The 26,686-nt window shown below is 54.9% G+C and carries 23 protein-coding genes; 9 read left to right on the plus strand and 14 right to left on the minus strand.

All coding sequences use genetic code 11. The annotated features are described in order from the left end of the window. Nucleotides 1–8: 8 nt before the first annotated feature. Together TERTU_RS20585 and yihA are read right to left on the minus strand one after the other, a co-directional pair. Complete coding sequence (locus tag TERTU_RS20585; protein ID WP_015817470.1) at nucleotides 9–473, minus strand: Hsp20 family protein; 465 nt, start codon at nucleotides 471–473, stop codon at nucleotides 9–11. A 194-nt stretch (nucleotides 474–667) separates the two neighbouring features. Beyond that, nucleotides 668–1,312: a ribosome biogenesis GTP-binding protein YihA/YsxC gene (yihA, locus tag TERTU_RS20590; RefSeq protein WP_015817931.1), complete on the minus strand. Its 645-nt coding sequence runs from the start codon at nucleotides 1,310–1,312 to the stop codon at nucleotides 668–670. A 198-nt stretch (nucleotides 1,313–1,510) separates the two neighbouring features. Here yihA and TERTU_RS20595 point away from each other — a divergent pair, with 198 nt between their 5' ends. Both TERTU_RS20595 and TERTU_RS20600 read left to right on the plus strand, forming a co-directional pair. Then, a complete protein-coding gene (locus tag TERTU_RS20595) occupies nucleotides 1,511–2,164 on the plus strand; it encodes a c-type cytochrome (RefSeq protein WP_015818350.1) in 654 nt (217 codons plus the stop codon). Nucleotides 2,165–2,299: 135 nt separating this feature from the next. Further along, nucleotides 2,300–3,010: a thiol:disulfide interchange protein DsbA/DsbL gene (locus tag TERTU_RS20600; RefSeq protein WP_015819875.1), complete on the plus strand. Its 711-nt coding sequence runs from the start codon at nucleotides 2,300–2,302 to the stop codon at nucleotides 3,008–3,010. 58 nt (nucleotides 3,011–3,068) lie between these two features. On the opposite strand, the gene TERTU_RS20605 is transcribed toward TERTU_RS20600, so the two are convergent. After that, entirely contained in the window at nucleotides 3,069–3,977 is a 909-nt protein-coding gene (locus TERTU_RS20605; protein WP_015820333.1) for a LysR family transcriptional regulator, read from the minus strand. A gap of 140 nt (nucleotides 3,978–4,117) precedes the next feature. Between TERTU_RS20605 and TERTU_RS20610 the strand changes: the two genes are divergently transcribed. The 3 genes from TERTU_RS20610 to TERTU_RS20620 all read left to right on the plus strand — a co-directional run bounded on the left by TERTU_RS20610 (nucleotide 4,118) and on the right by TERTU_RS20620 (nucleotide 7,204). Next, complete coding sequence (locus TERTU_RS20610; RefSeq protein ID WP_015817083.1) at nucleotides 4,118–4,609, plus strand: VOC family protein; 492 nt, start codon at nucleotides 4,118–4,120, stop codon at nucleotides 4,607–4,609. Nucleotides 4,610–4,696: 87 nt separating this feature from the next. Further along, a complete protein-coding gene (locus TERTU_RS20615; protein ID WP_015817427.1) occupies nucleotides 4,697–6,439 on the plus strand; it encodes a GGDEF domain-containing protein in 1,743 nt (580 codons plus the stop codon). Nucleotides 6,440–6,469: 30 nt separating this feature from the next. Beyond that, complete coding sequence (locus TERTU_RS20620) at nucleotides 6,470–7,204, plus strand: 4'-phosphopantetheinyl transferase family protein (protein WP_015818435.1); 735 nt, start codon at nucleotides 6,470–6,472, stop codon at nucleotides 7,202–7,204. Here the strand turns inward: TERTU_RS20620 and TERTU_RS20625 are convergent. Continuing rightward, entirely contained in the window at nucleotides 7,185–7,571 is a 387-nt protein-coding gene (locus tag TERTU_RS20625; protein ID WP_015817870.1) for a response regulator, read from the minus strand. The genes TERTU_RS20620 and TERTU_RS20625 overlap by 20 nt on opposite strands. A 65-nt stretch (nucleotides 7,572–7,636) precedes the next feature. On the opposite strand from TERTU_RS20625, the gene TERTU_RS20630 reads away from it, so the two are divergent. Then, the gene (locus tag TERTU_RS20630) at nucleotides 7,637–8,176 is read left to right on the plus strand and encodes an MOSC domain-containing protein (RefSeq protein ID WP_015819228.1); all 540 of its coding nucleotides are present in this window, start codon (nucleotides 7,637–7,639) and stop codon (nucleotides 8,174–8,176) included. Nucleotides 8,177–8,206: 30 nt separating this feature from the next. Here the strand turns inward: TERTU_RS20630 and TERTU_RS20635 are convergent, their stop codons facing one another. Then, nucleotides 8,207–8,542, minus strand: a complete 336-nt coding sequence (locus TERTU_RS20635) for a c-type cytochrome (protein ID WP_015820135.1) — start codon at nucleotides 8,540–8,542, stop codon at nucleotides 8,207–8,209. A gap of 145 nt (nucleotides 8,543–8,687) precedes the next feature. On the opposite strand from TERTU_RS20635, the gene TERTU_RS20640 reads away from it, so the two are divergent. Continuing rightward, nucleotides 8,688–9,986 carry a permease gene (locus TERTU_RS20640; protein WP_015819422.1) on the plus strand — a complete coding sequence of 433 codons (1,299 nt, stop codon included), beginning with the start codon at nucleotides 8,688–8,690 and terminating at the stop codon, nucleotides 9,984–9,986. Nucleotides 9,987–10,074: 88 nt separating this feature from the next. Here TERTU_RS20640 and TERTU_RS20645 read toward each other — a convergent pair whose 3' ends face one another. Then, a complete protein-coding gene (locus tag TERTU_RS20645; protein ID WP_015818968.1) occupies nucleotides 10,075–10,611 on the minus strand; it encodes a porin family protein in 537 nt (178 codons plus the stop codon). Nucleotides 10,612–10,702: 91 nt separating this feature from the next. After that, nucleotides 10,703–13,132: a choice-of-anchor B family protein gene (locus TERTU_RS20650; protein WP_015818791.1), complete on the minus strand. Its 2,430-nt coding sequence runs from the start codon at nucleotides 13,130–13,132 to the stop codon at nucleotides 10,703–10,705. 87 nt (nucleotides 13,133–13,219) lie between these two features. On the opposite strand from TERTU_RS20650, the gene TERTU_RS20655 reads away from it, so the two are divergent. Continuing rightward, nucleotides 13,220–14,008, plus strand: a complete 789-nt coding sequence (locus TERTU_RS20655; RefSeq protein ID WP_015817604.1) for an MbnP family copper-binding protein — start codon at nucleotides 13,220–13,222, stop codon at nucleotides 14,006–14,008. Then, nucleotides 14,009–15,190 (plus strand): MbnH family di-heme enzyme, encoded by a 1,182-nt coding sequence (locus TERTU_RS20660; protein WP_015819656.1) that lies wholly within the window; start codon nucleotides 14,009–14,011, stop codon nucleotides 15,188–15,190. On the opposite strand, the gene uvrD is transcribed toward TERTU_RS20660, so the two are convergent. The 7 genes from uvrD to TERTU_RS20700 form a co-directional block, all read right to left on the minus strand. After that, nucleotides 15,187–17,373: a DNA helicase II gene (gene uvrD / locus TERTU_RS20665; protein WP_015817123.1), complete on the minus strand. Its 2,187-nt coding sequence runs from the start codon at nucleotides 17,371–17,373 to the stop codon at nucleotides 15,187–15,189. The genes TERTU_RS20660 and uvrD overlap by 4 nt on opposite strands. 46 nt (nucleotides 17,374–17,419) lie before the next feature. Further along, nucleotides 17,420–17,923, minus strand: a complete 504-nt coding sequence (locus TERTU_RS20670) for a hypothetical protein (protein WP_015819149.1) — start codon at nucleotides 17,921–17,923, stop codon at nucleotides 17,420–17,422. Between the two features lie 35 nt (nucleotides 17,924–17,958). After that, nucleotides 17,959–19,437 carry a lipoprotein gene (locus tag TERTU_RS20675; RefSeq protein ID WP_041590372.1) on the minus strand — a complete coding sequence of 493 codons (1,479 nt, stop codon included), beginning with the start codon at nucleotides 19,435–19,437 and terminating at the stop codon, nucleotides 17,959–17,961. 387 nt (nucleotides 19,438–19,824) lie between these two features. After that, on the minus strand, nucleotides 19,825–20,592 hold the full coding sequence (locus tag TERTU_RS20685; RefSeq protein ID WP_015819739.1) for a TlyA family RNA methyltransferase: 768 nt from the start codon (nucleotides 20,590–20,592) through the stop codon (nucleotides 19,825–19,827). A 117-nt stretch (nucleotides 20,593–20,709) separates the two neighbouring features. Beyond that, nucleotides 20,710–23,997 (minus strand): TonB-dependent receptor, encoded by a 3,288-nt coding sequence (locus TERTU_RS20690; protein WP_420834830.1) that lies wholly within the window; start codon nucleotides 23,995–23,997, stop codon nucleotides 20,710–20,712. A 379-nt stretch (nucleotides 23,998–24,376) separates the two neighbouring features. Then, entirely contained in the window at nucleotides 24,377–25,711 is a 1,335-nt protein-coding gene (gene xylA, locus TERTU_RS20695) for a xylose isomerase (protein ID WP_015820877.1), read from the minus strand. A 38-nt stretch (nucleotides 25,712–25,749) separates the two neighbouring features. Further along, nucleotides 25,750–26,685, minus strand: a complete 936-nt coding sequence (locus tag TERTU_RS20700; protein WP_015816796.1) for an aldose 1-epimerase — start codon at nucleotides 26,683–26,685, stop codon at nucleotides 25,750–25,752. Nucleotide 26,686 lies beyond the last annotated feature (1 nt).

Here is a 26,686-nt window from a genome sequence, read left to right on the forward strand (position 1 = left end):
AGTTCACATCAAGCGGCTTGTACCGACTCGTGCGACAAGCTGCGACTGTCATCGCTCTGGTTGATGGCGATGGTGCGCGGCTTCATGGCTTCTGGAATATTCTTCACCAGATTAATGGTGAGTAACCCATTCGCCATATCGGCGCCAGTCACTTCCACATATTCCGCCAGGTTGAATTTGCGTTCGAACGAACGATTGGCAATACCCTGATGGAGATATTTGCGGGAGTCATCTTTGGCTTTTTCTCCGCGAACAGCGAGTACACCGTTTTCCACGCTTAACGTTAATTCACGCTCGCTAAAACCGGCAACCGCCAGAGTAATGGCGTAGCGGTTTTCGTCCAGCGCTTCAATGTTATAGGGTGGATAACCGGATGAAACAGGATCGTTTCGCAGTGCGGCATCAAGGAGTGATGCCATACGGTCGAAGCCAATGCTGTTGCGGTAGAGAGGGGAAAGATCGATTGTGTTCATAACATATCCTCCAGTTGAAGCAATACGAAACAAAGACAATAACAAGGCACCGTGTGCGGCTACCCTGCGTTGCTTGAAACTCGCGGTTGCGCGAGCTCAAGCACAAAGTAGGGTTGGGGAATTTTTTTTCAAGCGCAAAAAAACGGGGTTAAAAAGAATTTTTAATCATAAAAACCGGGGAGGTTTTATTACGGTTAATTTTTAACGGATGCTTCGTCTTCGCCGGCAGGGAGGTTGAGCCAACCGGTGATAACCTGCTCCAGTTGCTGTACGCCAACATTCTTCAGCGAAGAAAAAATCTGCGCACTCACCAGGTCCTGTACGCCGGATTCTTTCAGTGAACGATTAACCTGCAACAGCGTATTGTTAGCCGCGCCGCGCTTGAGCTTGTCCGATTTGGTCAGCAGCAGGTGCACGGGCATGTTGGCGTCTACGGCCCAGTTCAGCATCATGGTGTCGAATTCCTGCATCGGGTGGCGAATATCCATGAGTAACACCAGGCCCCGCAAGCACTTGCGTTTGTATAAATATTCCGAAAGATGCGCCTGCCACTCGCGCTTGGTGGCCAGAGGTACCTTGGCGTAGCCATAACCCGGCAAATCCACCAGCCGCTGCTGAGCACCCTGACCGAGCGAGAAAAAGTTGATTAGCTGGGTCCGACCCGGCGTTTTACTGGTGCGCGCCAGCTTGCCATTGTTGGTAAGGCAGTTGATAGCACTGGACTTGCCTGCATTGGAGCGGCCGGCAAAGGCCACCTCAGCACCTTCTTCGGCGGGACATTCACGCAGGGAGGGCGCACTGATTAGAAATTGAGCATTTCGGAAGTTGATTTCCGTCATCGACAAGGTCCGGATAGGTTTTGGTGGTGTGATAGACAGGCACAATGGGTATAATGCGCCTACTTTTTAAAGGGCTGAACCCACACGGCTGCAACCCGGGCGCCATTCTAGCGTAAAATTTCCTCCCGGTTCCGGTTGTCTCGGCCAGCACCAACCCGCGAAATCACAGCCAAACGACGCTAAATAACGGATACAACAATGAAGAACCCAATTCGTAGCATGTTTTTCTCTCTCGGTTTGCTGAGCACGGCGCTATTCGCCAATGCGGTTTTTGCCGGAGATGCCAAAGAAGGTGCCAAGCTGGTAGCCGCTTGCTCCGCTTGTCACGGTGCCGACGGCAACAGCGCTGTCTCGATGTTCCCAAAGCTTGCCGGCCAAGGCGAAAAGTACCTGCTAAAGCAAATGATGGACGTTAAATCCGGCGCGCGCAGCATTCCTCAAATGGCTGGTCAACTCGACAACCTGAGCCAAACCGACCTGGAAAACATCGCGGCATTCTTCGCCAGCAAAACCACCCAGCTGTCTGGCTCGAAAGACACCAAAGTTCAACTCAACTCCGGTGTACAGGTGAGCAGCCTGGATCTCGGTGCAAAAATCTACCGTGCAGGCAACCAGGAATCCAGTGTTCCGGCCTGTAGTGGCTGTCACTCTCCGACCGGCGCAGGTAATTCGCCCGCAGGCTTTCCTCATCTGAGCGGCCAGCACGCGGACTACATCGCCAAACAATTGCGTGATTTCCGCGCGGGTAATCGCACCAATGACGGCGATGCAATGATTATGCGCGGCGTTGCCCAGCACATGAGTGACGCAGAAATCGACGCAGTAGCCAACTTTATCGCGGGCCTGAATTAATAGCCCCTTGTGCCTGCGCTCACAAATTAGCGCAGGCCACCTTTTTGCCGGGAATTTTCCTGCCTTTTTTCTGTCCTTAAACGCTGTGGCCGTTCGAGCCCATAACAACGATAAGCAACCGCTAGGAGAACTCCCATGCGACACATTGCAGCACTCATCGCTCTTGTATTATTTTTAGGCGCCTGTGGCGATAAGGATGCGTCTGTCGCATCTGTCACCCCATCGCTAATTGCTCGCGCCGAAGCCGCAGACAGCCCCGCGGGCAATTTTGTGCAGGTGCAGTACCAGGAAGGACGCGAGTACACCGTCCTCGCCGAGCCCGTAAAAACCGTTTCCGGAGACAAAATCGAAGTTACCGAATTTTTCTCGTACGGCTGCATTCATTGCTTCCATTTTGAAACCGCGGTGCATGCCTGGGAAAAGAACACCATGCCTGCCGGCGTCGAATTTGTGCAAACCCCGGCGGTATTTAACAAAGCCTGGGAGCACTATGCGCGCACCTTCTACGCCGCCAAAGCGCTGGGCGTTTGGGACAAAGCCCACCCAGTGGTCTTCGACACCATCCATGTAAAACGAAAGCGCCTGGGCACAGTCGACGAGATGGCCGAGCTGTTCACCACCTTTGGCGTGAAAGAGGACGATTTTAAAAAGGCCTATTCGTCCTTTGGTGTCACCAGCCAGGTTCAGGCCGGAGATGCGCGTGCACGCGCTGCCGGTTTGCGGGGTACACCTGAATTGATGGTTGATGGCCGCTACAAAATCACTACCGGTTCCGCTGGTGGCCACGAGCAAATGTTCCAGGTGGCAAATTTCCTGATCGACAAGATCAAGCGTGAGCGCAAGTAACCGCAACTAACTGCCATTTCAGACAAAAATCCCGGGCTGGTCCCGGGATTTTTGTCTCTCAATCGGGTATCCGGGCAAAAGCCGCCTGCAAAAACGCCAGCAGTTCACGCAACCGACGCGGCTGATACTGAGCACCGGCATAGACCGCAAAAAGCGGTGTTTGTATTCCCTGATAGTCAGTTAGTACCGTTCGCAACCTCCCCGCCGCTATATCATCGTACACATCCAACCCGGATTTATACACCAGGCCCTCGCCGGCCAGCGCCCAGTCGCGCGCGACCGCGCTGTTATCCGTCACCAGTGCGCAGTTCACCGTCACCGCAAACCGCTCACCCTCTTGCATAAATTGCCACTGGGTATCAGCGCGACCACTGCGGCGAAAACACAGGCAGCGGTGCTCGCTGAGATCGGCCAGGGATCGCGGAACACCTGCGCGGTTAAGGTAGTCGGGGCTGGCGCACAGCAGCCTTCGACCCGTGTGTAATTCGCGCGCGACCAATTCGGAGTCGGGTAGGGGACCGTATCGCAATGCCAGATCAATACCTTCTCCCACAACACCGCTGACGGAATCGCTTACCCTGAGATCCAGTGCCACTTCCGGAAATTTATGCTGAAACTCGCGCAGCATGCGCCCGAGCAGTGTCAGTGCCAGATCGCCGGGAGCGGCAATCACCAGCGGCCCCCGCACCGCATCCTGACTCACCCGCAGTGATTCGACACCTTCCTGTAACACACTCAGCGTTCGCTTACTCACCTGGTAGAACTGGGCGCCCTGCTCAGTCAGCTGCAGATTGCGCGTACTGCGCTCGAACAATCGCGCCCCCAGCTGGGTCTCCATGCGCTTGATCGCCAGGCTTACCGAGGCAGTGGTTTGATGCAGCCGGTGTGCGGCAGCGGTAAAGCCACCGGTCTCGACTACCGCGACGAATTGGCGCAGTTCGGCAAGCGTGCAGGGCAAAGATTCCATTATTAGTTATTGCCTAATTAACAATTTAATATTTGTCTAATTAGTAAATAAAAACAAACAATTACACTGATTGCAATGGTGACCCCCTTCAACCAGTTCCGGGGCGTCACTTAACACCATTACGCCAGAGGAGAGTACATATGGATATCTTGCAATGCGCCCCCGGAACCCGTTTGCCCGACTTTACCGGCAACGCCCGCCCATTGCGCCAACGGCTTCATCTAGTCCTCCTCGGCGTCGCCGACCTTGCTCGCAGTCGGGCATTCTTTGCCAGTCTCGGCTGGCGTGCCTGCGCAAGTTCAGACGACGGATTTGTCCGCATCGATATGGGTGGCTATGCGCTGGGCCTGCTCAGCTGGCAGCATTTCAGCAAAGAAGTTTTTGGTCACCAACAGCAGCCGCCTACCGGCTACCGGGGCGCGGCTTTCGCCTATTTGGTAGATACACCGGATGCCGTTGCCGAATGCCTGGCGCGCGCAAAGTCTGCAGGCGCGCCAATCGTAAAGCCCGTGACCCGCACCCCCTGGGGGGTTAATGGCTTTTTCACCTGCCCGGATGGACACTTATTTGAAATTGACTTTGAACCCCACTGGCGCTTTAGCGAAGACCACAAGCTGTTATCCGCCACTTAACCTCAACCCGTCTGTGCTGCAGCTGCGCGCCCTGCCTGCGCAGGTCTATACTTGCCCTATTTGAAACGCCAATAAAAGGGGCCGGGCATGGTGGAAACAGCGGGTGGTAGTTACAAAGAGAAGTACCTCCAAGCGCTGGCAGACCAGGAACGGCAAGAAAAGCAATTTCAGTTTCAATTGGAAATGTTGCGCAAGGCGCTAAATCATCTGGCAGCGGCTGCACAGGGTTTAGACAAAACCCTTGATGCCGAGCTACTGCTGCTGAAAGATCGCATGCGCGGCGCCAGTGGGCATCAGGTTGTCGATCAGTTTGAACGGGTGCAAAAAGCGGTAATCCAGTTCGAGCGCCTGCGCGACAGCGAACACAGTACCGCCGCCGGTAAAATGCGCGCAATGCTCGAGGGCCTGTTGGTACTGCAACTGCCCGATGACCTCGCACGCAAGGTGCAATCGGCGGCAAGGGCGATGGAGCAATCACTCCACAATTACCGCAGTTACCCTCTTGTTCTCGGCGAAGTGACGCTGCTCCAGCAAGCGGCGCTGGAAGCGGCGATGAACCCCAAGGCGGGTTTCTGGCAGCGCCTCAGAGGCGGGCGTACCGTGCAGTCCCGCGCTGAATCGGTGGAAACCCCGGAGCTGCAACGCAAGTCCGTCAGCGCTGAACTCACCGATGAAAACTTACAGCTTGCGCCCGCCGGCGGCGCTGATCTGAACACTGTGCCCGCGCCCTTGAAACCAGCCAATCATCTGCTGGCTGAGGACGATTTCGACAAGGTCGCTGAGCGCATTTGTCGCACCCTGCGCAACCTGGTGGAGTCTATCGAGCCAAACGATATCGTGCGCCACAAGGTGGATATCGTCCGCGCCCGGATACAGCGTGGGCTCGATTGGTTTGCCCTTGCGGTCACTCTGGACGACCTGCGCGATATTCTGATGCAGCGCTACCTGGACGTCGATCGGGAGTTCAGCCAATACCTGCTGCAAGTGAACGCCGAGCTGCGCAGTATTTCTGATGTGCTGGGTATTGCGTTGGAGCAGGAGAACCAAGTCCAGCAGGCAGCGCAAACCCTGAGTAAAAAAGTCGGCGACGAAGTGGAGAAAATCCACGCCTCGCTAGCCGCCAGTACCGAAATTCAGAGTCTGAAGCAAGCGGTGACTAACCATCTTGACGTTATCCACAAAGCGCTGGCCGAATTCCATAGTGGACACCTGCGGGCGGAAAACGCCAACCTGAGCGACCAATTACAGGCACTGCTGGCGAAGGTGGAGTCGATAGAAAGCGAATCCAGTAAAACCAAGGAACTGCTCGAAGAAGAACGCTACCGGGCAACCCACGACAGCCTCACTGGCCTGCCTAACCGGGAGGCGTACAACGAACGGGTGTACCAGGAGTATCGCCGCTTCACCCGCTACAGCCGGCCGCTCGGCATTGCCGTGTGCGATATCGACCACTTCAAAAAGATTAACGACAATTTCGGCCACCAGACTGGCGACAGGGTGTTAAAGCTGATCGCTCGCTTGATTTCCACGCGCCTGCGCAAAGTGGACTTCGTCGCGCGCTACGGTGGCGAGGAGTTCGTGATCTTGCTACCTGAAACCAGTGCGAGCCAAAGTCGCTCGGTGCTCGACAAAATTCGCGCTGCAGTGGCCAAGGCCGCCTTTCGCTTCGGCGACGACCCGGTCAAAATCACCCTATCGTTCGGTATCTCGGCATTCCGCAGCGACGATACGATTGAAACTGCGTTTCAACGGGCCGACAAAGCGCTCTACCAGGCCAAGGCCGATGGCCGCAACCGCTGCGTTGTGGATACCGATGACGCCGAGGCATAATCCCACCGATCACCACCACTCAACCTTACCATGCTCCAGTTGCACATTTGTAATGCGGCGGATTTCACGTCGTTTTCTGAGGATTCATACGCGGATTTTCTCGACCAAGACGAGTGCGCGCGGGTAAGCCGTATGCGTGAACCTGCCGCTGTACGCTTTCTCCAGGCGCGGTTTATGTGTAAGCGCTTACTCGCCGACCAGCTTGGCGTTAGCCTTACACAGGTAAACTTCGCATACACGGAAAACGGCAAACCTTTCCTGCCAACCGTACCCAACCTGCAGTTCAGCATTTCACACTGTCGCGGTGCGGTGGCAGTGGCTATCGCATCGCACCCCATTGGGGTTGATATAGAAGACATGGACCGCGGCAGAAAGAACCGGGCATGGGAGTCGCCCGAGCATTTTCTCAACGCTGCCACCGCGACTGCCGTGCACAGCGCTCCATCAGCGGACAAAGCACAGGTGTTTACCCTGCTGTGGACGCTGCTGGAAAGCCAGGTGAAATTGCGCGATAGCAGTATTGTTCGCGCTGCTCGCCACTTGCGCATCGCCCTCGAGCGCGATGCGCAACCCTGGCGGGTACGCACCTCGCAAGACGAACACGGCACTGGGGTGGCCTGGCTCAGCTGGTCACAGGGTGGGCAGGTGGTGTCGGTCGCCATGGACAGCGCATCCGCTGAAACATACGAAAGCGCGGCTACAGTGGAAATCTATCGTTGGCCAGAACGCGACAAGATGGCCTTAGCTATGTTGGCTCGGGGTTGAACAGACTAAACAGCGTTTTCAGAAGCTCTTCTTCGTCCAGTGGTTTGGTCATTAGGCCGTCGACACCGCTGGCAACGATTGCTTCGCGCTCTCCTTGCACCGCGTGCGCCGTGAGCGCCAAAATCGGAATGTCTTTAAGGTGCGGTGTGTTGCGGATCTGCTGGGTGGCTTCTTTGCCATCCATACCCGGGAGGGAAATATCCATCAAAATCAGGTCAAAGCGAGTATCTTCTAACAGCGCCAGGCCGTCCTCGGCAGTATCCGCGCAAGCCACCTGGTAGCCTTCGTCTTCGAGAATCCAGGTTACCAGCTGCTGATTGTCGGGGTTGTCTTCAATTACTAGGATTGCTTTGGGGGCTGCAAACATGGCACAAAATACGTCGCTAAAACCATACACTAATTAAGCATAGAGCAGCATTTGGGATTTCGCTTATGAGCCAGCAACACCTGATCGGCCGTTTATGTCGCGATCTTCCTGCCGGCAAGCTGGAGTGGATCGGCTTGCGCAGCAAACATAAAGGCGAAATTGTCGAGGTGGACGCCGTGCGGGCAATTGCGGAGCGCGGCCTGGAGGGGGACCACCGCATAGCCAAAACTCCCGGCTCCGGGCGGCAGGTCACCTTGATCAGCCGTGAGTTTATTACACAGATTTGCGGTCACCTGGGGCTCAACGAGATTCCGCCAGCACTTTTGCGCCGCAATCTGGTGGTTAGCGGCGTTAATCTAAATGCACTGCGCTACCAACAGATTCGGGTAGGTTCGCAGGTTATAATCGAGGCGGGTGCCTTGTGTCACCCCTGCTCACGAATGGAATCGACATTAGGGAAAGGCGCGGTTGCCGCAATGCTGGGCTACGGTGGGTTATGCGCGAAAATACTGTGTGGAGGCGAAATTCGTTTGGGCGATTTGGTGCAAAAGATCGACCACCCTTTACCGCAAGCGCCACGTCCGGTACAGCGTAAATTACTCTAAGTAAGTTTTTTGATACGGCTGCTTGTACGGTTATTCCGTTTTAGCCGGGGATTCTGCCTTACTGCGAATCAACGTCACTAACCCCTCTACCTGGGCATCATCCAGCATCTTGCCAAAAGCCGGCATACCTTTCGCTGGCAACCCGGTGCGGATAAGGTTGGCGATTTGCGCATCGGTTTGTGCATGCTTCCATTCTGCGTCTACCAGGCTACCGCCGAGCCCCTGATTCATGTCAGCACCGTGGCAGGCAATACAATAGGCGTTGTAGATCGATTCAGGGCTGGGTGCTGCAGCGCTGCCAAGCGCACCTGTCGACAATGCCAACACGACCCCCAAGCGAAGCGGAATTTTTAACTGTGCGATCATAAGGACTCCTTGCATTGCTGAGCCAAGAGCATAGCATTAGCCCAGCTCCCGCTTTTTGACCACGCGCAGGCTAACTCGCCCGCCTGCATAGTTTCCGCGCTCCGCCCACACGGGCTCAGCCATTTACTCTCCAATAGGAGGATTTGTGTCCAAAACCTGTTGTAGCTCCAGTCAAGAAGGCCAGGCCGTGGCCCACGCCAGTGCCAGCGGCGATACGGTATCCTGCCACACGTCCGCCAGCGATCATCAATCCCAGGCTAAAGCCAGCACGCAGGATAGCTGTTGTTCCAGCAGTGCATCGGCCAGCAGTCAAAGCACCGCGTCGGCGTCCAGCGCGGCGACCGTCAGCAGTTGTTGTGGCAGCACCAGTAGTCCTGCAGCGAACAGCACAAAATCTACCTCCAGTTGTTGCGACACGCCCAAGGGCCGCATCGATTACTTGCTCTGGGGCTCGTTAACGGGCGTGCTGGTCGGCTACGCCAACTACCTGTTCGCTAGCTATCTTGGGGTTGAACACACGGCAAATGCACTGCTCACCATGAGCCATGCCATCTACGATCTACTCAACACCATGGCATGGGGCCTTGTGCTCGGCGTATTTATGGTTGCGTTGCTCAGCAAGGTTCCGCGAGACCTGGTGATGTCCGTGCTGGGCACCCACGGCGGGTTCAACGGCATGTTGCGCGCGACCGGCGCCGGTTTACTGCTGGACCTGTGCAGCCACGGTATTTTGATGGTTGGCGCAAAGCTCTATGAACGCGGTGCCTCCATCGGTCAGGTGATGGCGTTTCTCATTGCCAGCCCCTGGAATTCGTTCTCGCTGACACTCATTCTGATTGCGCTGATCGGCTTCGGCTGGACCATCGCATTTATTCTGCTGTCGGCAGTCATTGCTATTGCAACCGGCTTGATGTTCGATGCGCTGGTTAAGCGCGGCACCTTGCCTGCCAACCCCAATTCCACCCCATTGGACGACGATTTCCAATTCTGGCCCGCTGCCCGCACCGCGCTGGCCCAGGGCAATTACACCCGCGCGGGTTGGTGGCAATTTGTGAAGGATGGGGTGAGAGAATCCCGCATGGTCATACGCTGGTTGATGTTCGGCATACTGCTGGCAGCGCTGATTCGCACCTTCGTGCCGCCGGATTATTTCAGTCAGTACTTTGGCCCAACGGCATTAGGGTTGGCGGTAACTTTGATTGCTGCCACGGTGCTGGAAGTTTGCTCAGAAGGCTCCACCCCGATTGCTGCCGATATCTTTACCCGCGCCGCTGCACCCGGCAATAGCTTCGGCTTCCTAATGACCGGCGTCAGTACCGATTACACGGAAATTATGGTGCTGAAAGATGCCACGCGGTCGTGGAAGATTGCGCTGTTTTTGCCCCTGCTCACACTGCCGCAAGTGGTGGTAGTCGCGCTGGTCCTGAATGGGTTCAGTAGCTAGCGCAACGGGTCGCTCTGCGCGACCGCGTTGCTGTACTTTAAGGAGGCCGAAGGGATAAGGCCTGAGGACGCTTCGACCTGGGTAGAGGTTAGAAAGTGTAGGTAACGCCCACAGAGACCATCGACAGGTCGTCGGTATCTTGCAGATCGAAGTATTCGTATTCGCCACGGAAGGTGAAATCCAGCAGGCTGGCTTTTGCGCCTATGCCGTAGGAAGGGCTGGTATCGGATTCGTTGTAATCCTGATCGCCGATCACACTATCCACGTCGGTATTGGCATAACCGTATTTTACAAACACACCAGCCAGGCCGAAGTTCATACCCACCAGACCATAGGCATCGATGGAGGTGAGCTCAGATTTGGCCACATTATTTTCGAACTCGCCATAACTGCGATAATCCGCTTCCACCGCGAGGTCCAGAAACGGCAGCAGCCCGAAGTTGTAGCCAACCAACACTTTGTAGCTGGAGGCTTCTTCGCTCAGATCGTAGTCTGTATCTTTGGTATCCAACGAAGCGCGACCAATACTTCCGCCAATATAGATTCCGGATTCACCCCCGGCGAAGGACTGCGTGCTGGCCAGGCCTATTACAAGCGCCAGCGCGGATTTGGTAAAAAGTTTCATGGTTGATCTCCTTGTTTATTCGGGCGATACCCGCCGATTTTTTTGCGGCGGTATGTTAGCACTTTATAGTCAGGGAACTATGAACCCTGCCTTAACGGCGACAATTGCGTCGGGCAATTAAGCACAGCGCAAGCCACAGCCAGGGTAGGCCCCAGGCACCGCCGCCACCGCTGCTGGTTTGTGCTCGGCCATCTTCATCTGTTCCACCGTCGGTGAGGTTAGGCGGCAACGCCGCATCGCATTCTGGCAGTGTTGTTCGCGCTGGCAGGTCCACTTGCAACCAAACGCAGTCACTCGTGAGTATTGCGTTGTCGGATGCCAGACTGAGTACTGACCGGCCCGCAGCCGCATCCACCGGCAATTCAAGCGTTTGTGGTTTGCCTGTGCCCGCATCCCAGCGGAGGGTCCCTTGCTGTTGTCCCGCCAGTTCTGGCTGCAGTGTCCACCGCATTTCCAATGCACTACTGATGTCGCCCTGCCGGGCGACGACCACGCGCGTTGTCTGTTGTAGATCCGGCACACGTATCGCTGTCTCCAGCAGTTGCAAAGTCGGTGCACTTGCTGAGTTGTGGGGGTGAATACGCAAACTGTTGCGTACCCCAAGTCGTCCCTGGCCTTGCGGCGACACCAGTGTAAGCAGCAGTGGCCCATGGTCGGCGGCGTTGTCCGGCAAGGTCAGGGTGACGGTCTTATCGCTGAAATCGCGGTGCGGCCAGGTGAGGGTGGATTCCGATAAAGTCGCACCGGTGGCGCCATCGCCCAGTGTTTTCAGTAAAAGTTTCACGCTCAGATCGCCGCCCGAGCCATGGTAGCGCGAAATACTGACAGGAACAGCGCTTCCCGGATTCACCCAGATGTCCTCTGCATTAAATTCCAGTACACCGCCGCTTGGTTCTGGTGGACGCTGCTCCCGCAGTAAAAACAGGCCGCCACTGATGTCGCTGACCGCGAGGGTGCCGGATGGCAAAAACGGATAAACGCCCCAGGCACCGTCGAAGCCAGCCATGCTGCTTGCGGGGTAGGTATCAAAATACCCGCTGCGAACCGGAGTTTGCGGTGTGCTGAAATCGACCACCGTCAGCCCCGCCATGTAGTTAGACATGTAATAGCGGTTGCCACGCGCGTAACCGTTGTGGTCGATGGCGCTGGTCGGGCCTTGCCAGAGCGAGAGCAATTGCGGCGCCCCCACATCCTGCATATGGTAGAGGCGCAGCGTCGTGTGCAATCCGTGTTGCAGTTCGTCCAACTCGTCCTGTACAAACAACAGCTGACCGTCTTCGCTCCACCAGCCGGAATGCACGTAAGCCATGTCGCTGTACTGGGTACGGGACAATAACGCGGGCGCACTGCCGGGAGTGAGATCCCACACATCGAAACTGTCTTCATTGAAATCGGCCATCAGCTCGCAGTGCACACCGTCACCGCATTGACTCGCAGCACGGGCATCGTCAATCGCCACCGGTGCGGCGTCGTGCATATAGCCTGTGTCGCTCACCGTGCTGAGCGAAGGCGCGAGAGGCGAAGCCAGGTTGTAAACGCGGAAATTACCGCGATTTTTGTCCGCACCCGCAATCAGTAGCTGACCGCCTACAACAGATTCCGCCGTACCGTAGGCGAAGTTCGCGTTAAGTAAGCCAACATTGTGGGCGGTGCTAAAGTCAGCGTTCTCCGCCAGGGTGACAGTCCCGTTTGGTAAACGACTCAAATCAATAACCGCAAGCCCCGCCGAAGTCTCCGTCGTGATATAAGCCACGGCGCGCCAACGAGTATTCGCGGCGTCCCAGTATTGATACACCTTTACGTCGCGCCACACCGAATCCGGACCGTTGTAGCGGCTGACGACCTGAGGCGCTTCCGGCTCAGTCACATCAATGATCGCGGCGCCATTGTTCAGGCCGATAATCACGTACTCCCGCAAACTGTTCAGATCCACATAACCCCAGATATCGTTGGCCGCCGTCGCACCAAGCGTTGCTAAACTCAGGTGGCTGAGCAGATCGATACCAGCGCAGACAAAACTGCCCGCGCTGCCATTGGTGCAGGCCGCAGGCCCGTGATCCATGGCAGACACCGAAAGTTTTTGCCGAAGCTGATGCACATCCGAACGCGCTATGGTTTTTCCCTTGCGGTCGACGATCACCTGGAAGCCGAGATTCTCGAAGTGCTCGCGGTACTCGGGCGGTACGCCCTGAAGTTGTGAGCGAGTGCGCTGCACGTCGCGCTGCGTAAAATGGGTGATGGTGTCGTAACCGGCGGTGACGTCCGCGCTCAGTAGCAGGATCAGGTTATCTAACCCCTGCAGGTCATACTCACCGGCCGCAACTTTGATGCTGTCAAATTTGCCCGCTTGGTGCACCGCGTAGGCAATTGTGCGGCACGGGCGAAACATATTGCTGCAGTTGCCTTTGTCCGCGCCCGCACCGGAAACATAACGCGGCCTACTATCATCCGCGAATGCCGCTGATATACCGACCAACAGCAGCGATATTGCTACGAATCCTTGTATTGTTTTGCTCGTCATGTTGGATTTTTCCAAGCTATGAATGAAAATAGTGAAAGGTGAACTATAAAACCGATGGTAGCTAAGTGGTGTTGAAACAGGTAATAAGTGGTGTTTAAACAGGTAAAGAGTTGTAAAAGCGCGATCCTGCTCGCATTGGGAATCGCGCTGAACGGTTGTGCGCCGCAAGAGCAGGCGACACAACTGCGGTTTGAATTACAGGCGCCGACCGGTGCGCGCATCGATCTGGGGTTTTATTTGTCCGCTATTGAGCTGCGCGGGGATGACGGACAATGGCTACCGCTACACCTGTCGGGCAAGCAACCAGTGGCATTGGTACACCTCACAGATCAAGCGACCCAGCAGATGGTATCCGGTCAGTTATCCACCGACGGCGGAGATTACCGCGGCCTGCGCTTTACCGTCGGTGTGCCCGAGGCGCTCAACCATGCCAACCCCCTAACCGCTGCATTTCCACTGAATGACAGCGGTATGTTCTGGAGCTGGCAGCAGGGTTACAAGTTCTTGCGTATTGATGCCGCAGGGAGCAACAAATGGGCGTTGCACGTCGGCAGCACGGGTTGCCAGTCGCCATCTGCCATACGCCCACCTGCATCACCCTGCGCACAGTCGAACCGAGTGACAATTACACTTCCCGACTACAACCCCTCCAGCGATCATATTGCTGTGGATATCCGCGCGCTCGCCGCACTTGTGGACAAGCACGCGTCGAGCAGCCCTGAGCCAATAAACAGCCCTGAGCCTGTGGATTGTTCAATGCATTACGCGATGCAGCCGGTGTGTCGGGCCATGTTTGACACCATCGGGCTCAATGCCGACACCGGTGAATGCCACACAGACTGCACTTCCCAACAGCTTTTCCACAGGATTCACTAGGTGTTTGCACATAAACTGTGGATCGTCCGTTGGCTGGCAATAGCTGTCGGCATCGTGTGTGCGGGCTGTGGACAAAAATCCACGCCCTGGGCATGGCAACTGCCACCAGGATTCAGTCCGCCGCCGGTTCCTGTGGACAACCCCATGACTGTCGAAAAAGTCACCCTGGGAGAAAAGCTGTTTTTCGATACCCGTGTGAGTGGAAATAATCAACAGGCCTGCGCCAGTTGTCACCACCCCCAGTTTGCATTTGCGGAACCATTCGCAACCTCCACTGGCAGCACGGGCGAACGGCACTTTCGCAATGCCCTCAGCCTCACCAATGTCGCCTACAACGCGACTTTTACCTGGGCGCACCCGAACCTCACATCACTTGAACGACAGATAATCATACCGTTGTACAACGAGAAACCGGTCGAAATGGGGCTCACCCACAATGAGCACCGGGTCATCCAGCGTCTGACAGAAGACACAGCCTATCCACAGCTTTTTGCAACTGCCTTTCCCCAGACTTTTCCACAGCTTAATAAAGACGTTATAACTGTTGATAACATTGTGAAGGCACTGGCCAGTTACGTGCGCAGCCTCACCGCGTTCGATTCAAAATTCGACCGTTACGCGTACTATGGCGAGGATATTTTCACCGAGCAGGAAATTCGCGGCTTAAACCTGTTTATGTCGGAACGATTAGAATGTAAACATTGCCACGGCGGATTTAACTTCAGCCAGTCGACGGTTCACGAGGGTGGCAGCACAACGGTGCGGGGGTTCCACAATACGGGGCTCTATGCCGAGCAGACAGCGCTGGAATTCGATCGCGGTGCGTTCGACGTGACCGGAGACGAAATGGACAAGGGGCTTTTTCGACCGCCAACGCTGCGCAATATTGCCCTGACAGCACCTTACATGCACGACGGAAGCATCGAAACGCTGGCCGAGGTTATTGATTTTTATGCGGCGGGCGGCAGAAATACCCCGACGGGTAATTTCCCCGGCGACGGGCGCCAGCACCGCAATAAGAGCCTTTTTGTGCACGGATTCGGTATATCTGCCGACGAGAAGAACGACCTGATTGCGTTTTTAAACACGCTCACTGATCGCAGTCTGCTCCCATCACAATCCGAGCCGAAGAGCGAAAGCACACTGCCCGCGGGTGAAAGCCCGGCAGATAATCGGCGCTAGACAACTTCCAGCTTGGCGTACTGCAACGCCAGCCACTTGCCGCCTTCGCGCATAAAGTTAACATACACCTTAGCGCCAGCACCGCGACCCTCAAACTGGGTGATGGTGCCTTCGCCGAACACCGGGTGCAGCACGCTCTGACCCAGTTTTAAATCGGGGAAATCATCCACTTCCGTTTGCCGGGTTGCGGAGGATGACGAATAGCTCGCCGGACGGCTGACCGTGGATTGAATACGAACTTCGCGCACCAGGTTTTGTGGAATTTCGCGAATAAACCGCGACACCGCGTTGAAGTTTTCATTGCCGTGCATGCGCCGACTTTCGGCATAACTGATCACCAGCTTGTCCATAGCGCGGGTGATACCGACATAACACAGTCGACGCTCTTCCTCGAGCCGACCCGGCTCATCTAAAGACATCTTGTGGGGGAACAGGTTTTCTTCCATCCCCGCTAAAAACACCAGCGGAAATTCCAGCCCTTTGGCGCTGTGCAGCGTCATCATTTGCACCGCATCTTCAAACTCGTCAGCTTGACCATCGCCAGCATCCAGCGCGGCATTGGCAAGAAATTCCTGCAGGGGGGTCACTTCTTCATCCTGTGGTTCAAACAACCGACAGGCGTTGACCAGCTCTTCCAGGTTTTCCACACGCGCCTGTCCTTTCTCACCTTTTTCCTTGCGGTGAAACTCCACCAAACCGCTCTTCTCCAACACCAGTTCAGCGGCCTCGCCCAGGGTTAATTGGGCCACGTTCTCTTCCAACTCGTCGATAAGCGCAACAAAGCCATTTAGCGCTCCTGCCGCCCGCGCGCTAAACACCTTGTTGCGCAGCGCCGCTTGCATAGCTGCGTAGAGCGAGCAGCCCTGATCGCGGGCAAAAATGCGAATACTTTCGATGGTTTTGGCGCCGATGCCACGCGTTGGGGTATTGATAACCCGCTCGAGCGCCGCATCGTCCTGACGACTGCTTATCAAACGTAAATAGGCGAGTGCGTTTTTAATTTCCAGCCGGTCGTAAAAGCGTTGGCCCCCGTAGATGCGGTAGGGGACGTTTTCCCGTAAAAAGGCTTCTTCCAGGATGCGGGACTGGGCATTGGAGCGGTATAGCACGGCACAATCGGTGCGCGCGCGACTGCCGTCTTCACGCAGATAATCCTGCACCCGCTCGACGATATAGCGCGCTTCATCCTGTTCATTAAACCCGGCGAAAAGGTCGATGTGCTCGCCTTCACCGCCATCTGTCCACAGGTTTTTCCCCAGGCGGCCAAAGTTGTTTTCGATCACCGCGTTGGCAGCACTGAGAATGGTTGAGGTGGAGCGATAATTCTGTTCCAGGCGGGTAACGCCCACCGGTGCAAAGTCATTCTCGAACTGCTGGATATTTTCGATTTTGGCACCGCGCCAGCCGTAGATGGACTGGTCGTCGTCGCCCACTGCCGTTACCGCACAGGCGTGGCCCGCCAGCACCCGCAACCAGGCATATTGCACACTGTTAGTATCCTGAAATTCGTCCACCAAAATCGCCACAAACCGGCGCTGGTAGTGGTCGAGCAGGGATTTGTTCTTCAGCCACAACTCGTGCGAGCGCAACAACAACTCAGCAAAATCCACCAGCCCGGCGTTCTCGCACGCCTCTTCATAGGCTTCGTATACCAGCTTCATGGTTTGGGCAAACGGATCATGGCCCGGGTCGATGTGCGCTGGGCGCAGGCCCTCGTCTTTCTGGTTGTTGATATACCACTGCGCCTGCTTCACAGGCCAGCGGCTGTCATCCAGCGCGAGTGTTTGATAGATCCGTTTGATCAGCCGCAGCTGGTCATCCGAATCCATAATCTGAAAGTTCTGGCTCAGGCCCGCTTCCTGCCAGTGGGCTTTGAGCAGGCGGTGTGCAATGCCGTGAAAGGTGCCAACCCACATGCTGTGCACACCGCGCGGCCCCAGGCGATCACCGATGAGATGGGTCAAGCGCTCGCGCATTTCCCGCGCGGCTTTGTTGGTGAACGTGACCGCCATTACTTGATGGGGCGAAACACTCTGCTGTTCCATCAGCCAGGCGATACGGTGCACCAATACGCGGGTTTTACCACTGCCTGCACCGGCGAGTACCAGTTGATTGCCCAGCGGCGCGGCTACCGCTTCTCGCTGAGCGCTATTAAGGTCTTTTACTAGGGGAGATTCTGTCATGGCGGAGGATTGTAGCAGATTCACCCCGTCGGATTGCCGGCAAGCCTCAGTGACTGTTTTGCGGCACAGAGAAGCTGATGACGCGGGTGCCGTCGGCGCGCTGGGTGACTGGCGATGAAGTTGCTTTCTGTACCGATGCCGATGTTGACTTGCCATCCCCAGCAACAACCATCAGCCCAACAACTCGGCTAAGTGACTCGGCCTGCTGCTCGTGCGTCTTGGAGCGTGCAAGAAACTGCAGGCGATATTGCCCGGGAGCCGACGCCCTCACTAACAGTTCCAAGGGCGCGTCGCCTTCACTGATAACCCACTGGGTCGACGTTGAAAGCACCTCGAGCCCGTTGCTTTTCAGCAACACCAGCTGAAGGGATTCGCCGGGCCTGGCTGGCGCAAAGGGCAACACCAGGGTCTGCACATCGGCCACCGCAACATGAAATGTTTGTGGCCCCGCAGCGATAACATCAGCGCCGGGCTTAACGGTGCTCTGCGCCCCAATCGCCAGCGGTGAGCAGGCGCAAATGCACGCGAGAGCTAAATGTTTTATGGTCATGATTCAGTACCTGATAACGTCAGCGGGCCGAGCCCTTAAAGTAGTCGCACTTGGAAACAACTATTTCCACCGGTGAGAGGGTCCTCGTCCATATTGTTGTAGTCGTTTATTTCAAGCACATAATCGCCGGGCTCAAGCGTCATACTCGCGGACTCCAGGTTTTCTGACGGCGACACCAGGCTTTGTACCAGAACGCCATTTTTGTACAGGTAGGCATCCGGGTCGGTACTGGTCGGGCCTGACTGACGGGTCAAAATGATCTGGCGCAACTGGCGCTGTTGCAACGAAAACTGTAAGTACCGCGTGGTTCCCAACGCGTTGTACTCACCCAGCTTGTTGGAACTACACGCCGTAACCGGCGACCCGCCCAAAGCGAGATAAATGGGTAACACCGTACTCACACTGCCGTTGTTCGTCTCGCCAACGCCATATACCCCAGTACCAAAAACCTGCTCCCTCGCGAGCATGCTAGCTAACGGCGTTTGCACCCCGGACACCTGTCCGTTCAGTGCGTTGGCAAAGAGATAGATACTCGCAAACGCGCTATTGTCGGTAAAATCCGAGTCCGCTATTGCATCGATGATCGGCGCAATCCCCAGGCTAAGGCTGTCGCCAGACTCATTCGTTTCGTCGTACAGGTCATAGAGTATTTTGGCGATGGAATTTTCACTGTACCAACCGGCAACAGTCAGGCTGTTTTCCTCAAAGCTGATGGCATAGCCGTCCTGCTGGCCAACGCCCTGCGAATCGGAATAAATACCTGCACCGTTAAGAATTGCCGCAAAACCATTCGCCAGGCCCTCGCTGAATGCCACCCGCATATCCAATTTACTTATCAGGCTGTGGCCGCCGCCGATGCTGTCTGAACGACTCAGTACATCTTCGACAAAATGCATAAACTCGTGTTGGAGCACGCTGTAGTCGTATTCGTCCGTATCGCCATCTGCATCACCGAGAATAAATATCGCTTTCTGCGCAGGGTCGTAATAGGTCGTACCCAGGTCCCCGTTTTCATTCTGCCCTTGCACCGTGTTGTTGCGATAACTCCAGTTCAGAGTGCAATCGGGCATAGTGAAGCCGGGCAGCGCCTGGGCAAGCGTGTCAGTCGCCTCGTAGATGGCATCGAGGATGGCAAAGGGCGCCGCCGGGCGCTGTGTGATGTCGTTATAGTCATCGATCCCCAGATTCCAGCCCGAGGGCGCGTGTAGATTGCGCACCGAGTTATCACTGCCGCTGGCTGCAATTGGCCCAGCAATACTGTATAGCGCCCCATTGCTGGTGTTATCCACAACCTCAAAGTGCCACTGGTAATCGTCGGTACGTACCATAACGGCATCCACCGCAACCCGGACATTGGTTTCACTGGGGGTTTCAAGCTGATAGTTGCCGTCGTTATCGGTGACCGCAGTCGCCAGCACCCGGTCAGCGCTATCAAGCAGCACCACCTGAACATTGCGAGCGGGTAAAACCTGTGTGTCCGCGTAGTCCAAGCTGCCCATAGCGGTGTGGGGCACGCGATCAAATGTAATTCGACCAGAAATAGTCTGCCCACTGATGGTAGGTGTGGGTGTCGGGCTGGAGGAGGGCGTTGGCGTAACTGAGGGTGTGGGTGTTGCTGAGGGTGCCATCGAAGGCGTTGGCGTCACCCCCGGGGTGGGGTTGGTGCCAGGCGAATTATCACTGCCGCCATTGGAACAGGCCGAACAAAGAAAGCCCAGCCACAAACATAAAACAAAGGTGCGCAAGATAGTCTCCAGGTTCCTTGTGTGTTGGTTGCAAATGCAGCCCGGAGAACAGTCTCATCAGTCGGTTCGAGCGGCCACCTTAACAGTGTAGACAGCATTTAACTTAAAAAATGCGCTAATTTTCGCGCCAGTGAATTTCAGTCCGTCCACGGCGCCTTATTTTTCTGGCAGTCGAGCAACCAACAAAAATTCCCGATTGCCATCCCCGCCCTCAATCGGACTTGGGAAATAGGCGCAAACGTCAAACCCCAACTCATTGCAGTGGCTTTCCAGTTTTTTCTGTACCTGTGGGTATAGCGTGTCATCGGTGACAATCCCGTTTTTGCCCAGCCCGTCACGCCCCACCTCAAACTGGGGCTTCACTAAACTCACCAGCCAGCCGCCAGGGCTCAACACAGCGGGCAAACGCGGCAAAATTAAGTGCTGGGAAATAAAAGACACATCCATAACCGTAATTTGGAAGCCTCTCCGCGCAAACTCGGGAAGATCAGCCAATGCAAGATGACGGGCATTAAACGATTCAATGCAGGTTACCCGCGCGTCTGCACGAAGCGCCGGCACCAGTTGCTCTCGCCCCACCTCAAGCCCGACCACATGCGCAGCACCGCGTCGCAACAGGCAATCGGTAAACCCCCCGGTGGACTGGCCGACATCCAGCGCAAGCATCCCGCTCACATCAATTTGGTGTTCTTCCAACGCGTGTTCCAGCTTCAAACCCGCGCGCGAAGCAAAACGTTGTTCGTCGCTGACTTCTACCAGAAACTCGCTATCGTCCGGGTATTTTTCAGAGGGCTTGCGAACCAGGGTTGCCACTGTACCAAGCAGCACTTTGACCTTGCCTGCAGCAATTAATTTTTGGGCTTCAGTGCGCGATCTGACAAGGCCAGCTTTTGCCAGTAGCGTATCGCTGCGTGAGGTGCTCACTGGAAATGCTCCGCGAGAGTATAAAACGAGGTTATGAGTACAGCAGGAAAATTGGGTGAAACTAGTGATATAGAAGAGATACCCCACCGCCGTCAGACTGACGGTGGGGTAGAGGCGTTACTCAGCAGGCTTTTCAGTCAGACTAACATCATCGATGTAGTATGTAGCAGCGACAGCGCCAAGATCGAGAACCATACTGGTTTTAACGTCATCGGCTGCAAATTCAAAGCTGACTTCTGTCCAATCTGTACCTACAGTTTGCAGGCCCTGATATTGGGCAACATCGATATCAGTTTTGGTTGAAAAGCGTACCTGTCCACCCGCGGCAGCAGCTTTTACCCACATACTAGCGACATACGTTGTACCCACAACAGTGTCGGCACGTGCGCTAGTAACCTGCACATCCCACTCGTTACCTCCTGCAGCAACAGCCTGCAGAGCACGACTTCCACCATGTACTTCCGCTGCTGTCGCTGACACGCCAGAAGCCCCGTTTTCCACCGTCCAATCGGTGAATGCGTCGCCATCACCGCTCTCGAACCCGCCATTGCTCAGCAGGTTGGTTGGGCCAGCACTTCCGCCGTCGGTATGAGGACAGCTGCTTGGATCAGGCTCCAAACCAGGGACAATTTTAACATCGTCAATAAGGTAGGTGGTTGCAGATGCGCCAAGATCCAATACCAATTGCGTCGCATCACTGTTAGGTTGGAAATTCCATACTACTTGCTGCCAGCTTGTTCCAATTACGTTGTCACCACCGTACTGCGCTCCGTTAAGAGCACTGGTCGAGAAACGCATGGTAGCATCAGCGACAGAACTTTTGATCCACATGGTCGCGGTGTAGTCTGCGCCGATAGTTGTATCAAATTCTGGGCTCGACACCTGAACGCTCCAGGGGTCGCCACCGGCAGACACAGCCTGCATACCACGACCGGCACAAGTATCGCTGGTCACCGCAGTAATGGTGTCAGCACTATTTAATTTGGACCACCCAGTAAAATCGTCCCCTGAGCCATCCAAGTTAAAGCTAGGCAGAAACAGCTTAAAGTCGTTTTTAGCGCTGGTCGGCAGTGCGGCACCATTACCAAACGCCCGATCCTCCGAGGACAGGTAAGCGTTGGCTTCATCAACCCAAGGGTTGTTGGCTAGTGCAGTGTCGACGTCAGGGAAAACGCCCTCGTCAACCTGGCGCTGCATTTCGGCCATCACCACATCGTTAGTGAGCGGCAAGCTGATGCCCGCTGGCGGATAACGCGCTGGCGCCAGATCAGGATAAACTACAGAACCGTCTGATTGTCGATCCAATTCAACATAGCGGATACCAACGTTACCGCTAAATCGGATATCACCGTCACTGGCAAAATCCAACCGCGTATAGAATGCTCGGTTTTCTTCACGGGTGTAGCTGATTTCACCTGGCCAGAACATACCGTATTTATCGTCTACGCCGTACCGGTTAGCGTAACGACCAGGATCTTGGTCTTCAGCAGTACCGATGCTGTTCCAATCGCCCGCCGTCGAGCCAATGAGCTCTCGCTTATAATCGCGAACTGCGCGAACGAATTCTTCAGAGGCATGCAAAGTTTTGTTGCCAGGAATATTAACCACTCCACCACCGTGGAAATCGGACCAATCCACCAGTTCCAAATCACCCAGTTGATCCGCGTAACGATCTTCCAGCACCCAGGCTGCAGTCGTCGAACCAGACCATTCAGGGCCTACTGCTTTCCAGTTCCAGGAAGTGCGTCGCACAAGCTGCTCACGGTCGGAGGCGCGAATACCAGCTTTAATCGAAGTAACAAAGCTATTGTCAAAGTGGTAGGTTAGGTCGAAGCGCGCAGCAGCGAGCTTACCTTCGGAACGCTCGTAGTGCTCCATCGCCGAACGCCAAAAGTAGTTGTTGTAGTCCTGGAAGTAGTCTGCATCGCCTGGCTGAGAGTATTCAGTACCGGTATTGGTGCTGAAACCTGCGGTGTAATCACCACCAGGAGCGTAGGCGTCTGGGTCTGCATCACGCGCACCGAACCAGGGGTCGACCAAATTCAGTGTCGGGGTATCACCCAGATAGTATTCTTCACCAGCAAACGAACCAGTGTGAATAACCAGATCATCTTGCTCAGTATCGGCTTGGATGTACTGGTAATCACCGCTCAATTCCAGGTTGTCGGTGACGTTCCAAGAAATGTTGAGGGAGAAATCTTCAACCAGGTTGTCGGTATCAACTACTCGGCTGTCAAATTGCAACTTCTGCCCGAACTGTGGATAAGCGTCGCCAACATCGCCTTGCGATGGGATGTGATCGCTATTACCGCCATCTGCTATCCAGTTCACGTACTGCAACGCGCCGCCCTGAAACAGCCCATTGTCGTCAAACTCAATGGTGGTGCCTTCTTTGGCAGTAGAGCGTATATCGTCAATATCTTCTGGGTACGAACCCTGGTACTTAATAGCGTTTTCATGCCATGACAAAGTAGAGTCGGAACGGAAGTACTCACCTGTCACCTCGACAGCGCCAGTTGGGTCCGCCCACTGAATCACAGCTGATGCGCCCTGACGCTTGCGGTCATCCGCCTTTTTCAGCGCGTTCGCAGAGTTTGGCATCCAAACATATGCAGTTTCATCGGGTTCATCTGGGTTTTGGAAGCGCTCGCCACCAGGGATAGAAGATGCGCGGTAGCGAACGTAAGCGTCTGACTGGATACCGTGAGTCTCACCGTACAATTCTGAGTTGGCGTAGCTCACCAACAAACCAAACTCACCCAGGCTGGTGTCCCAGCGGTCGCTATACAAACCAGAGAAGGTAGGGCTCCACTCTTCGGCGATATCACCATAGGAGTAGTCCAGGGTAAACGCCATTTTGCGCCCGTCCTGGTCGAACGGCTTACGGGTTTTCAGGCTGATCGTGCCGCCGATACCGCCTTCGATCATGTCAGCCGTTTGGTTCTTATAAATATCTACGCCACCCATCAACTCAGGGGAAACGTCTTGGAAGTTCAAACCACGACCAGAGTTCGCGGTAAACGAATCACGGCCGTTGAACTCGGAGCGGGTCTGGGTCATACCACGGATGATTGCGCCGGAACCTTCCACACTGAAGTGGTCGGGGTCGTCTGGGCCCGCGAAACGTTCAACAGATACACCAGGCATACGCTGGATGGCTTCCAGAACACTTCGGTCGGGTAATGCGCCAATGTCTTCTGCAGAGATTGCGTCGACCACGGTGTCCGCTTCACGCTTGATGTCCTGGGCATTTTGCAAGTTAACCCGGGTACCCGTAACGATGACCTGCTCCTCTAGCAGACTACCGCTGTTGTTCTCTTCCTCTTGGGCTATAGCGTGGGAAGCCAAAGAGCCTAGAAGCACCACCAGCGATGACGCCAGAGAAATGCCCGATTTAGCACTCATAGTTTTAATTCTAGTTGCCATAACTTACTCTCTAATAAATTATTTTTTCTGATTTTAAAGCTTGAACTCTTTGTAGGAAGGCGTGGTCTTAGTCCATGAAACGCACCATTCCAACCTCTCATTCCAGAAAGAAATTTCCTGTACTTTTTTATTATTTTATCTCAAAGATATTGCAACATTAGATATCACTAGTCAAACCAATGCGACGCTAAAATACACATATTTGATCTGCACTGAGTAGTGACATCAAAAGTGTTTCCGAAAGAAAAATTTATTGTTACTTTTGGAAACCCTAGCAAATTTTTCTTCTGATTTCCTGCGACTAGTCCATAAAAAAACAGGGCCTTTTTAGGCCCTGTTTTTTTCGATCAAACGCGTCTTAACGAATGTACTGGTTGATAATCAACTCGTACAATTCTTGTTTACCACTGGTAACAGGTGGTTCGCCAGCGGCGTTACCGATTTCTGCCAATTGCTCCAAAGTCAGGCTGCCTGCTTCGAAGTCTGCACCCTTGCCAGAATCGAAGGTAGCGTAACGATCAGCACGCATTTTCTCGATAGGTGAGTTTTGCAGCAGGTTGTCAGCGATCATCAGGGCGCGAGCAAATGTATCCATACCGGAAATGTGACCGTAGAACAGGTCTTCCATATCGGTAGAGTTACGGCGAGCTTTCGCGTCGAAGTTAACACCACCACCCTGGAAGCCGCCAGCGCGCAGGATAACCAGCATCATTTCAACAGTTTCGTTGATGTTGATTGGGAACTGGTCGGTATCCCATGAGTTCTGGTAGTCGCCGCGGTTGGCATCGATGCTGCCCAGCATGCCCGCGTCTGCAGCAACCTGCAGTTCGTGATCCATGGAGTGCTGCGCCAGAGTCGCGTGGTTGGTTTCGATGTTCAATTTGAAGTCTTTGTCCAGACCGTGCGCGCGCAGGAAGCCGATAACGGTTTCGCTGTCTACGTCGTACTGGTGCTTGGACGGCTCCATTGGTTTGGGCTCAATGAAGAAGGTACCTTTAAAGCCCTGCGCACGTGCGTAGTCACGAGCCATGGTCAGGAAGCGGGCCAGATGCTCTTTTTCACGCTTCTGGTCGGTATTCAGCATACTCATGTAACCTTCGCGGCCACCCCAGAATACGTAGTTTTCACCGTCCAGCGCGATAGTCGCGTCCAGCGCGTCTTTCAGCTGAGCACCGGCGTAAGCGACAACGTTGAAATCTGGGTTAGTGGACGCACCGTTCATGAAACGCGGGTTGGTGAACAGGTTGGAGGTACCCCACAGCAGCTTAACGCCAGACGCCTTCTGCTTTTCTTTCAGTACTTCAACCATGGTCGCAACACGATCGCTGAATTCAGCACGCGTAGTACCAGCTTCTTCCACCACGTCCACATCGTGGAAGCAGTAGTAAGGGGTACCCAGTTTAGTGATGAACTCAAACGCTGCGTCCGCTTTTTTCTTAGCGCGGGTGATTGCGTCTGGGCCTTCAAACCAAGGGTGACGACGGGTACCAGGACCAAAGGGGTCGCCACTGGTGTCACAGAAAGTATGCCAGTAGCAGGTGGCAAACTTGAAGAATTCTTTCATGGTGCGACCGGCAACTACGCGGTTTTCGTCGTAGTATTTAAACGCCAGCGGGTTGTCAGATTCCGGACCTTCGTAGGCGATCTTGCCTACTGTGGGGAAATATTCTTTATCACCGATTAATACACTCATAACACACTACCTTTGCGCACGAATAACGTTATTGGAAATTAAGGTTGGTTTATTAGTCGCACACCACACCGGGTGCGCAGGGTTTGTCCCGGTGTTAGGGTCAGCAACCCGTCACCGGTGTTAAATGCATTGATCCCGCAAGTCATAGGCTCAATCGCAATTGATTGACGATCTGGCGGAATGCACACCTGAATAAAGTTGTAGCCTAATTCACCGGCATCCTGCCACACTTCGAGACCAACCTTGTCTGCGGGGGACCACAAACGGGTACTCACTCGACGCGAGGATTTTACATCCAAAAGACGAAAACAGTGGTCAAACTGTCGCTCTGCGATAGCTGCGGGCTCATCATACGCATCAAAGCGGGCCATTTCACCCGTCGGCAACATACGCTCGTTTACCTGTGCCGCTTCCACAGTGGGTAACTGCAACAGCATATCGCTGACCGACGTCCCATCTATGCAGAAGTAGGGGTGCCAGCCCAGGCCAACCGGTACCGGCGCCGCATGACGGTTAGTCACCTCGAACTCCATCACCAGCGCATTTTCTTCGAGGGTGTAATGCATAACCACATCGGCCGCAAACGGGTAGCCCGCATAGCTGCCATCCACTGGATAGCGCAACGAGACTGACGCTTTACCAGCGCCGTTTTGCAGATTCTCTGCGGCAGCGGCGAGGGTGTACAGAAACCCGTGCAAATTGTTGTTGCGCTCGGTTTCGTTCACCACAAACTGATAGCGATCACCGTTGTGCTCGTACGCACCACCGTCCATTCGATTCAGTGACGGATAGAGCGCAACACCGCGATAATAGTTGTTGTTGACCATGGCAGCGCGATCAGGCAAACCCGCCACCAGGTCCACCGTTCGACCACCAAGTGTCAATTGCAAGCCATTGATAAGCCCGCCGAATTCGGGCACCAGCTCTAAACGGCTGGCACCTGCGGCCAGCTCAACCGCATTGTAATCTTTCATG

Source organism: Teredinibacter turnerae T7901, assembly GCF_000023025.1.
Taxonomy (GTDB): Bacteria; Pseudomonadota; Gammaproteobacteria; order Pseudomonadales; family Cellvibrionaceae; genus Teredinibacter; species Teredinibacter turnerae_B.